The following is a 12280-nucleotide window of genomic DNA, read 5'->3' on the forward strand; positions in this document are numbered from 1 at the left end:
CCGTACACGGCATGCGAGCGGCGGGTACTCGGTCACTCGACAACCGGAAGGCGTTGCCGTCGGAGGTGGATGGCCGCATCTGTCTCTCCTCTACAGGGCGGTACGGAGCCGCGCCCATAGGGAGCGCGTCTCCGGGCTACAACAGCACACTGACCGCTGCCATGCTCTCAGGAATTGCCATCCTGCGCCATAGTGCCGACCATGCACCTCCATCATCCGGACATCGGTAAATGGCAATAACGACATCCGAAACGAAGATCGGGGTGCGTGTCACCAGACACAGTCTGGAACAGACGGCCTCATTACACTAACTTCGTTGAAGAGCAAACTTGACCGCATCGTGATGCCTCACGCCCATGGGCGCGAGGCATGGCGCAGGGGGATCGAGTGATCTATTCACAGCCGGATGCATCGCCCACCGAGCGCGTTCCCAAGGTCTGGGGGAAGGTCCCTCCTCAGAACAAGAACTTCACCGGCCGCGCCGATCTCCTCGCACGGCTGCGCAGCGGGCTGGCCAACCAGGTCACGGCGGTCCTACCGCACGCATTGCACGGTCTCGGCGGTGTGGGCAAGACCCAGATGGCGGTCGAGTACGCCTATCGGTACAGATCTGACTACGACCTGGTCTGGTGGATCCCGGCGGACCAGCCGGTCCTGGTCCGTTCGTCGCTGGCCAGCCTGGCACAGCATCTCGGCCTTCCCTCGGCGGCGGTGAGCGGCGTCGAGGATGCCGCCAACGCGGTGCTCGACGCGTTACGCCGTGGAGAGCCCTACTCCGATTGGCTGTTGATCTTCGACAACGCGGACGAGCCGGAGGAGCTCACCGACGTCCTCCCGCAGGGCCCGGGGCACGTGCTGATCACGTCGCGCAACCACCGCTGGGCGGGCATCGTCGACGCCGTTCCCATTGACGTCTTCACCCGCGAAGAGAGCGTGGAATTCCTGACCAGGCGGGTACCGAGAGGAATCACGCCGGAAGACGCGGACCGGCTCGCGGAAGAGCTCGGTGACCTGCCGCTCGCTCTGGAACAGGCGGGTGCGCTCCAGACCGAGACCGGCATCGCGGTATCGGAGTATCTTCGGCTTCTGACGCAGCGCACCAGCCAGTTGCTCTCTCAGGGGAAACCGACCGAGTACCCCGTGTCGATGACGGCCGCCTGGGCACTTTCGGTCGCCAGCCTGGAGGAGAAACTGCCCGAGGCGCTCGACCTCCTGCGCTACTGCGCCTTCTTCGGCCCGGAACCGATCCCGCGGGATGCTTTCAGCCAGGTCGTGCCCGGACTGAGCCCCGAGACCAAAAACCTGATCGAAGACCCCATCCGGTTGGGCCGTGCGATCGGAGAGCTCGGGCGCTTCGCTCTCGCCAGGCTGGACATCCCCGCCCGGACGATCCAGGTGCACCGGCTGATCCAGGCTCTCGTCCGCGACGAACTGCCCGAGGCGGAGCAGGGGCGCCTCCGTCATGAAGTTCACATACTGCTGGCCGGCTACACCCGGTTGGACCCGAGCAACGCGAAGAACTGGCCCACCTATCTCAACGCGCTGGGGCACTTGGAACCGGCCGGGGTCGCGCAATGCCAGACCCCGGAGGTTCGCAAGCTCGCGCTCAACATGATCACGTATCTCTACTCTTCGGCCGACTACCCCTCTGCCCGGTCCTTCGTGCGGTCGTTCCTCGATGAGTGGACCGCCACCTCCGGCGCCGACAACGAGGACGTGCTCAACCTCCAGGTCCAACTGGCCAACCTCCTCCGCGAACTCGGCCAGTACGAAGAGGCGGCGGAGCGCAACGTCGAGACGCTCAACGCAGCCGAAAAGGTCCTCGGTACCGACCACGACACGACGCTGCGCGCTCTTCGCGGACGAGCGGCGGACCTCAGGGCGAGCGGCGACTTCCAACAGGCCCACGAAGTCGACGAGGAGGCGCTGCGCCGGTACAGGTCCAAGTTCGAGGGGGAGACGAACATGGACACCTGGCGCGCCGTCAACAATGTGGCGCTCGACTACGGTCTCAAGAGCGACTACGCGAACGCCCGGACGCGTCTTGAGCAGGTGCTGCGCGAAGTGCTCGCGAAAGACGGCGCGACCAAGGACCCGGCGGCCTACCTCAACTTCTACACGGGGCTTGTCAGAACGGTGCGGCTCGGCGGGGACTATTCCGAGGCCTGCGACCTCGGCGAGGACGTCTACGCCTTCGGCATCGAGCAGTTGGGCCCCGAACACGCCTGGACGCTGCGCGCCGGCAAGGACCTCTCCATCGCCTGGCGCCGCGCCGGCGACTACGACCGCGCCCTGGAACTGGCCGAGGAGATCCAGCAGCGCTACGTGCGGATCTACGGGCTGGACCACCCGGACACGCTCGCCGCGGCCGTCTGCCTCGCCAACATCCGGCGGACGATCGGCGAGTTCCAGGAGGCCTTGGTCCTCGCGGACGACACCGTCCGCCGTTATCCGCGGATCTACGCCGCCGAGCACCCCTACAACCACGCCTGCGCGGGAAACCTGGCCGTCCTGCGGCGCATCACCGGGGATCCGGAGATAGCCAGGAAGCTCAACGAGGACGCCTTGGCGGGCCTGGAGGTGAAGCTGGGGCGCGACCACCACTACTCGCTCACCGTCGCCATCAACCTGGCCAGCGACCTGGCCGCCATGGGTGAGACGGAGTCGGCGTACCGGCTCTGCTCGGGCAGCCTGCGGCGGCTCCGGGCGCTCCTGGGCGACAACCACCCCCTGACGCTGGCGGCCGCCGCGAACACCGTCGCCGACCTGCGGGCGCTCGGACGGGACGACGAGGCCACGGCGCTGTACGACGACACCGAGGAGCGCTACCGCCGCACCCTCACACTCGACCACCCCGATGCCCGGGTCTTCCTGGAGGGACGCCGGCTCGACGCCGACTTCGACCCGCCGCCCATCTGACCTCAGACCGCGGTGGCCACCGGCTCCGCCGCAGAGAGGTCCAGGTCGCGGCTGAGCACGTCCCGGATGTGGGTGATCAGTTTGAGCAGGTCCTGGCAGTAGACGGACGGGTTGCGGAAGCCCGTGCCCGACCGGTAACGGTGCGGGTAGAGGCCCGCGCCGCAGACCTCGTGCGCCGCGCAGCCCAGGCACTGGTCCGACAGGGCCCGCCGCCCGATCTGCCGCGCGGCGACGGACGGCAGCGACAGGACGGTGTCGAACGGGTCGCGCGACACGTGCAGCCGCGTGCCCGCCGCCCCGTCGTACGCCGACTTCAGCGAGTCGACCTGCTCGATCTCGCCGTTGGTCTCCACCACGACCACCGCCACCGGGGACAGCCCGACGGCCTCGCTGGCCGACATCCGGCCGAACAGCAGCCGGATGATCTCGCTGAACAGCCGGATGCGCACGTCGTCCGCCTCCGCGGCGTACCACCGGTCGAAGATCGCGATGAGCCAGTCCCCGTAGGGCGTCGACTCGTCCGGCGGCCGTCCGGGAGGCGGCGTGTCCCAGTTCCCGTGCGGCAGCAGGAAGTCCATCTCGGGCGGCTCGAAACTCAGGAGCGACTCGTAGGTGACGATCGGGTCGTTGCGCAGTTCGATGGTGCTCAGCACCCCGCCGAACAGATGCCGATAGTTCGGCCCGGTGAGGCGCTCCAGGCCGTCCCGCACCGCCTGGTAGCTACCGCGACCGTCGGCGCGCCGCCGGTGCAGGTCGTGGCCGTCCTCGTCACCGTCCACGCTCACGCCCACCGAGACGCCGTGCTCGGCGAACAGGTCGAGGAACATCTCGTCCAGCAGGACACCGTTGGTCTGGACGCTGAAGCCGACGCGCACGTCCGGCTCCGCCGCCGCGACGATCGTCTCGATCGCGTACCCGAGGTGCTCCGCGCCCGCGAGCAGCGGTTCGCCCCCGTGGAGCACGACCTGGACGTCGGGGATCCGGTTCGTCCGCGCATGCTCGGCGACGCGCCTCGCCGCCCATTCGAGGACCTGCCGCGACATCCGCCGGGGCTGCCGCCGCCAGCCCTGGTCGGCCATCTCGTACATGTAGCAGTAGTCGCACGCCAGGTTGCATCTGCTGTGGACCTTGAGGATGAAGTCGCGGATCGGCGTGGGCCGCCAGCCGTCCTCCAGGAGTCCGCGCACGTCGAGTGCGCCCGGCCACTCGATCGTCTGGCCGGGTTCTTCATCGCGGACGCCCACCTGCTGACCCCCAGGAGATCAAGACACGGCGCTGCGCTTCTAATTTTGTAGTGATATGTCTAGTTCACAAGATCAATAAACGCGATCGACGCCCTTCGCGAGCGCCCACCGCTCGTGGTCCCGCCATTCCCCGTCGATCTTGATGAACCCGGGAGAGAACCCCTCCCTGCGGAAACCGAGCCGCTTCACCAGCCGGACCGACGCGTCGTTCCCGGGCTGGATGTCGGCCTCGACGCGGTGCAGTTCCAACCGCTCGAAGGCGTACCTCACCGCGAGCGCGACCCCTTCGCTCAGGTATCCCTGTCCCGCGTAGGGCAGGAAGGCCGCGTACCCCAGCATGCCGCGCTGGTAAGAGTCGCGGACGATCCCGTTGATGTTGACGAAGCCGGCCAGGTCTCCCCCGTCCCGCAGGCAGACCACCATTCCGACCGCAGTGACCTCGTCGAACCGCGCGAGATACGCCGAGAACTGCTCCGCCGACACCGGCGGATTGACCCAGGGCCGATGGAACGCGGAACTGGCACACGCCAGCTCGACGAACCGCGCCTCATCCTCGGCCCGCACCCGCCGGACCGCCACCCGGGCCCCCACCCTCAACTCCACGCCCACCCGCGAAATCTACGCCACCCGCCCCAGCGCCGGTGTGTCGTGTTCAGGGGCTCCCCTGGTCCGCGGGGGATGGTTCGTACCCGAAGCGGGAGCCTGGCGGCGCCAGAGCGGTGAGGCGTTCCAGCATGCGCTCGGTGTTGGCCCCCCACATCTTGGAGAGCACCCAAGTGCGGTCGCCGTCGTGGAGGGGGGACTCCAGAAACCAGCGTCGCAGCCGTTCGCTGAATCCCGGATAAGCCGTCGCCAGAGCGTCCGCGAGGTCCTCTCCGGTCAGCGTGCCGTCGACCGAGATGAACTTGGAGTTGGGCAGTGCCTCGGCGAGCTGTTCCGCTGCGACGCCGGCCCGGTGGAGGCCCGTCACCATGGCCAGGACGGCACGCCGCTTGCGGAGAGGCTCGGTGCGTCCATCCGGAGTGGTGATCACGTACGGCGTCCAGTCGCGGCCGTCGCCGGTGCGCGCCGCTCGCGCCCGGGTCTCGCGGCGCCTGAGCCGGATCGTCAGCTCGCTCGCTTCCGGGAGTGGGATGACCTGCTGGACGTCCAGCAGGAGCCGATCGCCCACCTTGTACGGGGTGAGACGAACGCACTGGATGTCCAGCCCGTACACCTCGGTCAGCCAGAGGACGGTCGTGGTGATCTCGCGGTCGAAACCGCCGGAGACCAGCACGATGCGGACCTCACGGCTGAGCACGGTGTTCTCCCCGTCGGCCTCCTCCAGCCAGTCGGTGAGGCGGGAGTGCGCCTCCTCGACGGCGGACGGCTCCACCCGCGCCAGGTACCGCTCGTAGTGCTCCACCAGGTCTTCGAAGGTCATCGCGGAGATCATCGCGGCGTACCGCAGCGCCTGGAGCTCCAGATGGCCGCCGTCCTCGGTCCGCTTGAGCTCGAAGACGACGAGATGCCCCTCCCGGTCGATGCCCAGAAGGTCGATGCGGCGGCGGGCGTCGGTGAAGGCTCCGAACTCCTCGGAGACGATCAGCACCCCGTCGGCGATGGCGCTGATGCGAGCGCGCAGCAGGCGTTGCAGGTCCGCCCGTTCGAGTACCTGCTCCGCCGTGAAGGTGGACGAGGGCACCGGTACCAGCGATTCGGGCGTCATTTCGAACAGCGGCATGGCTTCGGTCCCTCCCTGGCCGGCGTCGAGCACTCAAGGGAAGCACAACATCGAAAGCGTCGTATTACGGAGCGCTTACGGGATCTGGTGGGCGGGGCTTGTGGTTCTACGATCGCGGGGGTGTGGAGCATCGGAAGGTTGGTTCTGGTAGTCGCCGCGCCGCTCGTCCTGGCCGTGGCGGGGTGGGTTCACCCCCACGGACTGTCCAGGGGGACCGCGGAAGACTGGGCTCACCTGCATATCGTGCTGCTGCCTGTGTTCCCGCTGCTGCCGGCCGGATTGCTGGTGGTCCTGTGGCATCGGCCTCACCGCAACATCGCGGGCGTGGCCAGCGTGGTGGCGTGGGTCGCCGCGTTCGCCTATGCCGCCTACTACACAGGGCTGGACGCGGTCGCCGGTATCGCGGCGGGGACCACCGTCGAGCACGCTCCGCGGACCGCGGATCTGGGAGCGCTGAAACAGCCGCTCTACGACACCGGCGACGCACTCGGGCATATCGGTGCCTACGCCCTCATCGTCGCCGTCGTGGCCGCCGCGGTCGCGTTGTGGCCGCGGCACGGCGTCCGCGTTCTTCCAGGCACGGCCGTCCTGCTGGTATCCGGCTGGTCGTTCATCGACAGCCACATCTTCTGGCCGCGCGGCGTGTTCACGATGCTGGGATTCGCGTTGGGCTTCGCTCTCCTCGACTGGGCGTCCAGGACGAGCACGGTGCCTGCTACCGGACGAACGCCGGGAGCAGGTCGGACATAGGCGCCACGTCGGTCACGAAACCGAACCGGCCTTCGCGCATTTCGCGGGCGCCGTCCAGGAACGAGCGCATGGCCAATCTGGAGAGCGCGCCGCCGATGCTCACCCGCCGCACGCCGATCTCGGCCAGTTGGTCCAGGGTGATCGAGGGGTCGGCGAAGCCCATCACGACGTTGACGGGCTTGCCGACGGACGCGACCACCGTGCGCATCTGGTCCAGGGTGCGCAGGCCGGGCGCGTACAGGACGTCGGCACCGGCCTCCTCGAAGGCCTGGAGGCGCCGGATGGTGTCGTCGAGATCGTCGATCCCGTAGAGCAGGTTCTCGGCTCGGGCCGTCAGCACGAGCGGGACGGGCAGGGTCCGGGCGGCCTCCACGGCCGCGCGCACCCGCTCGACGGCCAGGCCGAAGTCGTAGATCGGGCTGCGCCGGTTCCCCGTCGTGTCCTCGATGGACGCCCCGACGGCGCCGTGCGCGCAGGCCTCCGCGATCATCTTCGCCGCCTCGGCGGGGTCGTCGGCGAAGCCGTTCTCCAGGTCGGCGTTGACGGGCAGCGGGGTCGCCTCGTCGATGGTGCGGCAGTTGTCCAGGATCTCCTGGCGGCCCGCACGGCGCCGGCCGTGCAGGTTGGCGACACCGAGGCTGGTGGTGGCGAGTGCCTCGAAACCGAGGTGCGCCAGCAGCCGCGCCGTCCCGGCGTCCCACGGGTTCGGAAGCAGCAGCGGTTCGGGGCGCTGATGCAGGGCCTGGAAAGCGGTCGCTTTGGCGGCTTGATCGGTCATGTTCCCAGCCTCGCCCGCGAATCGGCCATCAGTCAAATGCATGTTCCCGATGCGATTCATCAGTAATACTGATGGGGATGACCATCGACGAGATCGAGACGTTCGTGTGCATCGCCGAGGTGGGCGGGTTCACCGAGGCGTCCACGCGGCTCGGACGGTCCCAGCCGGCGATCAGCCGGCGCATCCGCGAGCTGGAACGCTCGCTTGGCGCGCCGCTGTTCGACCGCACCGGCCGCCGCGTCGCCCTCACCGAGGCCGGGAAGGCGCTCCTCCCGCACGCCCAGGCTGCGCTGGCCGCCGTCCGCGACGGCGAGCAGGCCGTCCGGGACGTGGCGGGCGAGGCGCACGCCCTGAGCGTCGCCATCGTCGGAACGCTCGCCGACTCGCACATCGTCGACGCGCTGCGCGCGTTCGAGGCGCGTTTCCCGGACGCCCCCGTCGACCTGCGGACGGCCACGAGCCGCGAGGTGAGCGTCCTGGTCCGCACCGGTGAGGCCGCGCTGGGGTTGCGCTACTTCCCCGATCCCGATCCCGCGCTGGAGTCCGTCCCGCTCGGCGCGGAGCGGCTCCTGGTCGTGGTGCCCGCCTCGCACGAGATCGCCGAGCGGCGGATACCGGATCTGGGGCCCCTCCGGGACGAGCGCTGGCTCGGCTTCCCACCCGAGCGCCTCCAGCCCGACTCGTTCGGGCACGTGCTGCGACGGCAGCTGGCGGCGGCCGGGCTCGCCGACCCCTCCATCACCCTGATCGACAGCCTCACCGCGCAGAAACGCCTGGTGGAGGCCGGGCTCGGGGTGGCGCTCATGCCGCTCAGCGGCATCCGCGAAGAACTGCGCATCGGCAGCCTGCGCACGGTCGAGGTGCAGGGCCTGACAGCGGAACTGCCCGTGGTCGCCGTCCGCCGGAAGGACGGCTACCAAAGCCGCCTGACGAGCGCGTTCCTCGCAGAGCTCAAAGCCCACACTCCTGACCTGCGCTGACCCGATCGGCCACCGCGACACCGAGCCCACGGGGCGCCCAAGCGTGAAGGCGTGTGCGGCGGGCTGACTAGCTGAGTGTCACCGGCCCGTTCGGCCCTTCCAGGCGTGCGGCCAACGACGGACGCGCGCCCTCTCGTACGTTCAGCTCGACCCCGAGGGCTGACACATCCTTCCGCGCGGCCTCGGGTTCGGGATGGACGGCGTCGAACGAGAGCAGGCGCACGACGGGGAGTTCACGCGCCGGATGAGGCGTTTCGCCCCAGTCGATGAGGAACGGCACCGGTCCCGTCCGGGGCGCCGTCAACCTCCACCGCAGCAGTTCCCCACCGGGACGGCGACGCGACATCTCCTGGGCGGGCCCGGGGTCGTACCCGGCCGCCCGAGCACGATCGATGGTCCCGTCCAGATCGTCGGTGGCCACGGCCCAGCCGACCAATCCGGGCCCGGTCAGATCGTCGATCCCGAACAGCCGAGGCCCCGCCGGATCGGGCTGCCCGGGGTCCGGTCCGATGACCTCTAGGAAGGCTGCACCGCCGAGGCCCAGCAGGTGGTTCCGGTGCCCTTGCCGACGTGCGACCCGCCCGGCACCGGCCGCACCCCGGTCAGGCGTGCGACGTCCTCGACCGCCGCGGCCAGATCGGGGGCCGCGTACACCAGATGATCAAGATTCATTCCGGGACCGTAACCCGGGCGCGCCACCTCCCGGAAGGAGGAAGGCACCCCCGGCGGCCCCCGGACCCGACCGGGGACGGCCACACTGAGCCCATGGAATACGTCGGCAGGGTGCCCGCCCCACCCCTCGATCGCTTCATCGACGACATCTACTGCCTGACCGGGGTGCCGCACCACCACCGCATGGACGTCCCGCCAATGCCCTCGGCACACCTGTTCATCAACCTGGGCGGCCCTACACGCCTATGGGATTCCGACCCTTCGGTACCGTCGGCGGCGCTCAGCGACGGATGGTTCATGGGCCTATGGACCCGGCGTTTCCGCTACGAGTACCCCAACCCGGTGCGGCTGGTCGGGGTGCACTTCAAGCCTTGGGGGCTGTCACCGTTCGTCGGCATGCCGGCGTCCGAGCTGCGGAACCGCTGGGTGCCGGTGGACGACGTCTGGCGACGGTCCATCGACCGGATCCGGAACCAGGTGGGCGACGTGACCTCGCCCACCGAGGCACTGCGGGCAGTGGAGACGGAGTTGCTGTCGCGGCTCGCCGAGGCGCCCTCGCGCGGTCTCGGCCTGGTCCTGCACACCGGTCGGCGTCTGGAGGCCTCCCACGGCGCGATCCCGGTCCGTGCGCTGGCCGAGGACGCGGGGGTGAGCGGCAACCACCTGGCCGCGCGGTTCACGTCTCATGTCGGGGTCACCCCGAAGCGGGTGGCACGGATCTACCGCTTCGCTCGGCTGATCCTTTCCGTGGACGCCCGGCGTCCGGTCGACTGGTCGGACCTCGCGCACGCGGCGGGCTATTACGACCGGGCCCATTTCACCAGGGAGTTCAAGGACTTCACCGGCCACACCCCGACGGAATTCCTGGCCCTGCGGCGCCGGTTCCCGGCCGAGGAGGGGTTCCCGCCGGACGCCGGCCCGATGCCCGCGGAGTGATTTCTTACATGCCCGGCCGCGGCCGGGAACGACAAGATCGGAGAACGGAGGCGCAGGAAGACTGGAGGACGACCCGTGGGCACAGTGATCATGCATAGCGTGACGTCGGTGGACGGCTTCATCGCCGACGAGAAGGACGACGTCGGGCCGCTCCACGACTGGTACTTCAACGGCGACACCCCGATCGTCGAGGCCGGCGGGTACGACCACTCCGGAGCCGGAAGCGGCTTCAGGGTCTCGCGGGCATCGGCCGAGTACGTCGGGGCGATGTGGCGGTCGATCGGCACGATCGTGATGGGCCGCCACCTGTTCGACCTGGTGAACGGCTGGGAAGGGCGGCCGCCCACGGGCGACCACGTGGTCGTGGTGTCCCACCGTCCGAAGCCCGAAGGCTGGCACCCCGAGGCGTCCTACCACTTCGTCGATGACGTGACGGCCGCGATCGGCAAGGCCCGCGAGCTGGCCGGGGACCGTGCCGTCGCCGTGAACGCCGGCGACGTGGGCGGCCAGGCCCTCGCCGCCGGCCTCGTGGACGAGGTGGCGATGGACGTCGTGCCGGTGGTGTTCGGTGCGGGCAAGCGCTACTTCGGCGCCATCGCCGCCCGGCGCCTCCTGGAGGACCCCCATGTGGTCGTCCAGGGCGAAGGGGTCCTGCACCTGAAGTACGGGGTTCGCCGCCAGCTCTGACGGCCACGGCAGGCTAAAGGGCTATCCGAACAGCCACTTCGTTGGCCCACTGTCAGGTTTTCCCTAGACGGGTGCCCGTGGTTGGCCTCACATGAGGATGTGGAGCTGATTTCAGAGGTGGAGTTCCCGGCGTCATATCGGGCCGCCGATCGCTGTGCGCAATTGGGGCAGCAGAGGCTTCTCGTCGCCACCAGGCTCCGGCTGGCCGCACTCGTCGCCGCGGCGCTCTTCGGGGCTCTGAGCCTGGAGAGCGGACGCTTGGACCTCGCCGCCTTCGGAGCCGCCACGGCACTGATCGTGGCCCTGGTGACCGACGTCTATCTGCTGACCGTGCGGCCGGACCGGCATTGGTACGCGGCGCGTGCCATGGCGGAGTCGGTCAAGTCGTTGGCGTGGCGCTACCTGGTCGGGGGCCGTCCCTTCGACCAGGGGGACGAGGACGGGCGCCACGTCGACGAGCAGCTGCTTCGCCGGTTCGGCAGCATCGCGGACGCTCTCCGGGGCGTCGTCGTGGTGCCGCCTCCTGAAGGGGGGCTGGAGGTCACGAACGCGATGCGGCAGATGAGGGCGCTGCCATTGGACGAACGACGGCATGCCTACACGCTGGGCCGGATCAATGATCAGCGCTCGTGGTACTCCGCCCGGGCGCTTCTGAACGAGCGGCGAGCCGCCAGGTGGTCGGTCGTGCTCGCCGTGGTCGAGGCGATCGGGCTCGTCTGCGCCGTGCTGAAGGTGGTGCAGTTGGTCGACATCGACCTGGCCGGGGTGGCGGGCGCGCTGGCCGCCGCGGGTGTGGCCTGGCTGCAGACCCGGCAGCACCATCAGCTGGCCAGCGCCTACGCGGTCGCCGCCCAGGAGCTGGCCGACATCGCCTCGCGCGCGCACTGGCCCGAGACCGAGGCGGAGTGGGCGCATTTCGTCGACGAGGCGGAGGAGGCGATCTCGCGTGAGCACACTCTCTGGTGGGCATCGCACAGCTGATCCCGCCCCGGCCGGACGCGCGGCAGGATGGCGCCGGGGCAAGGGTGGTGATCGTTTGGTGGCACGCATCGCCGTGACCGGCCATCGGGACCTGACCCCGCGGTCGGCTCTCACGGTGGAGGCGCGGATCCGGGAGCTGCTCGGTTCCCGTGCCCCGGAGTTCGTGGGGGTCTCCTGCCTCGCGGAGGGCGTCGACCAGATCTTCGCGAACGTCGTCCTCGAACTCGGCGGGACGCTGGAAGCGGTGGTCTGCGCCGCCGACCGTCGTCATGCGCTTCCCGTGTCCGCGCGGGCGCTGTACGACCGGATGCTCGCCGCGGCCACCGTGATACGCCGCCTCCCGTTCTCCAGCTCCACCTCGCACGCCCATCAGGCGGCGAACGCCGTCATGCTGGAGTCGGTGGACGAACTGATCGCGGTCTGGGACGGACGGCCGGCGGCGGGACGGGGCGGCACGGCGGAGGTCGTCGAGGAGGCCCGGCGCCGCGGCATCCCGGTCCACCGGGTCTGGCCGCCCGGCTCCGCGCGATCTTCGCGCAGGTCCGATGAGGCCCGTCTCAATTGACCGGACCGCATATGGCCGAGCAGCCTGCTGACAGCAAGAACAAAA

At 69.4% G+C, this 12280-nt stretch carries 11 protein-coding genes and 1 pseudogene; 7 read left to right on the forward strand and 5 right to left on the reverse strand.

Features of this window, described 5'->3' with window-relative positions; all coding sequences use genetic code 11:
• Nucleotides 1–387 precede the first annotated feature (387 nt).
• Complete coding sequence (gene fxsT, locus K8Z49_RS20600) at nucleotides 388–2919, forward strand: FxSxx-COOH system tetratricopeptide repeat protein (RefSeq protein ID WP_021593020.1); 2532 nt, start codon at nucleotides 388–390, stop codon at nucleotides 2917–2919.
• Nucleotides 2920–2921: 2 nt separating this feature from the next.
• Here the strand turns inward: fxsT and K8Z49_RS20605 are convergent, their stop codons facing one another.
• The 3 genes from K8Z49_RS20605 to K8Z49_RS20615 all read right to left on the reverse strand — a co-directional run bounded on the left by K8Z49_RS20605 (nucleotide 2922) and on the right by K8Z49_RS20615 (nucleotide 5886).
• A complete protein-coding gene (locus tag K8Z49_RS20605) occupies nucleotides 2922–4163 on the reverse strand; it encodes an FxsB family cyclophane-forming radical SAM/SPASM peptide maturase (protein WP_412520344.1) in 1242 nt (413 codons plus the stop codon).
• Between the two features lie 72 nt (nucleotides 4164–4235).
• Entirely contained in the window at nucleotides 4236–4772 is a 537-nt protein-coding gene (locus K8Z49_RS20610; RefSeq protein WP_033330221.1) for a GNAT family N-acetyltransferase, read from the reverse strand.
• A 43-nt stretch (nucleotides 4773–4815) separates the two neighbouring features.
• Nucleotides 4816–5886 carry a hypothetical protein gene (locus tag K8Z49_RS20615; RefSeq protein WP_412520347.1) on the reverse strand — a complete coding sequence of 357 codons (1071 nt, stop codon included), beginning with the start codon at nucleotides 5884–5886 and terminating at the stop codon, nucleotides 4816–4818.
• Between the two features lie 120 nt (nucleotides 5887–6006).
• On the opposite strand from K8Z49_RS20615, the gene K8Z49_RS20620 reads away from it, so the two are divergent.
• Complete coding sequence (locus tag K8Z49_RS20620; RefSeq protein ID WP_412520349.1) at nucleotides 6007–6636, forward strand: hypothetical protein; 630 nt, start codon at nucleotides 6007–6009, stop codon at nucleotides 6634–6636.
• Here the strand turns inward: K8Z49_RS20620 and K8Z49_RS20625 are convergent.
• Nucleotides 6602–7414 (reverse strand): isocitrate lyase/PEP mutase family protein, encoded by an 813-nt coding sequence (locus K8Z49_RS20625; RefSeq protein WP_021593025.1) that lies wholly within the window; start codon nucleotides 7412–7414, stop codon nucleotides 6602–6604. The genes K8Z49_RS20620 and K8Z49_RS20625 overlap by 35 nt on opposite strands.
• 77 nt (nucleotides 7415–7491) lie before the next feature.
• On the opposite strand from K8Z49_RS20625, the gene K8Z49_RS20630 reads away from it, so the two are divergent.
• Nucleotides 7492–8394: a LysR family transcriptional regulator gene (locus tag K8Z49_RS20630; protein WP_111830223.1), complete on the forward strand. Its 903-nt coding sequence runs from the start codon at nucleotides 7492–7494 to the stop codon at nucleotides 8392–8394.
• 67 nt (nucleotides 8395–8461) lie between these two features.
• Here the strand turns inward: K8Z49_RS20630 and K8Z49_RS20635 are convergent.
• A pseudogene (locus tag K8Z49_RS20635) lies at nucleotides 8462–9066 on the reverse strand (VOC family protein).
• Between the two features lie 93 nt (nucleotides 9067–9159).
• Between K8Z49_RS20635 and K8Z49_RS20640 the strand changes: the two are divergent.
• The 4 genes from K8Z49_RS20640 to K8Z49_RS20655 all read left to right on the forward strand — a co-directional run bounded on the left by K8Z49_RS20640 (nucleotide 9160) and on the right by K8Z49_RS20655 (nucleotide 12235).
• Nucleotides 9160–10002, forward strand: coding sequence for a helix-turn-helix domain-containing protein (locus K8Z49_RS20640; RefSeq protein ID WP_075020761.1), 843 nt, complete (start codon nucleotides 9160–9162; stop codon nucleotides 10000–10002).
• Nucleotides 10003–10092: 90 nt separating this feature from the next.
• On the forward strand, nucleotides 10093–10689 hold the full coding sequence (locus K8Z49_RS20645) for a dihydrofolate reductase family protein (protein ID WP_276330282.1): 597 nt from the start codon (nucleotides 10093–10095) through the stop codon (nucleotides 10687–10689).
• Between the two features lie 117 nt (nucleotides 10690–10806).
• Nucleotides 10807–11670: a DUF4231 domain-containing protein gene (locus K8Z49_RS20650; RefSeq protein ID WP_256255322.1), complete on the forward strand. Its 864-nt coding sequence runs from the start codon at nucleotides 10807–10809 to the stop codon at nucleotides 11668–11670.
• A gap of 58 nt (nucleotides 11671–11728) precedes the next feature.
• A complete protein-coding gene (locus K8Z49_RS20655) occupies nucleotides 11729–12235 on the forward strand; it encodes a hypothetical protein (RefSeq protein ID WP_024934347.1) in 507 nt (168 codons plus the stop codon).
• Nucleotides 12236–12280: the final 45 nt, after the last annotated feature.

Source organism: Actinomadura madurae, assembly GCF_047130825.1.
Lineage (GTDB): Bacteria > Actinomycetota > Actinomycetes > Streptosporangiales > Streptosporangiaceae > Spirillospora > Spirillospora madurae.

Excerpts from the sequence above, each read along its gene's own strand:
- K8Z49_RS20615 (WP_412520347.1), bottom strand. The coding sequence starts at position 5,886 with ATGCCGCTGTTCGAAATGACGCCCGAATCGCTGGTACCGGTGCCCTCG.
- K8Z49_RS20625 (WP_021593025.1), bottom strand. The coding sequence starts at position 7,414 with ATGACCGATCAAGCCGCCAAAGCGACCGCTTTCCAGGCCCTGCATCAG.
- K8Z49_RS20630 (WP_111830223.1), top strand. The coding sequence starts at position 7,492 with ATGACCATCGACGAGATCGAGACGTTCGTGTGCATCGCCGAGGTGGGC.
- K8Z49_RS20640 (WP_075020761.1), top strand. The coding sequence starts at position 9,160 with ATGGAATACGTCGGCAGGGTGCCCGCCCCACCCCTCGATCGCTTCATC.
- K8Z49_RS20645 (WP_276330282.1), top strand. The coding sequence starts at position 10,093 with ATGCATAGCGTGACGTCGGTGGACGGCTTCATCGCCGACGAGAAGGAC.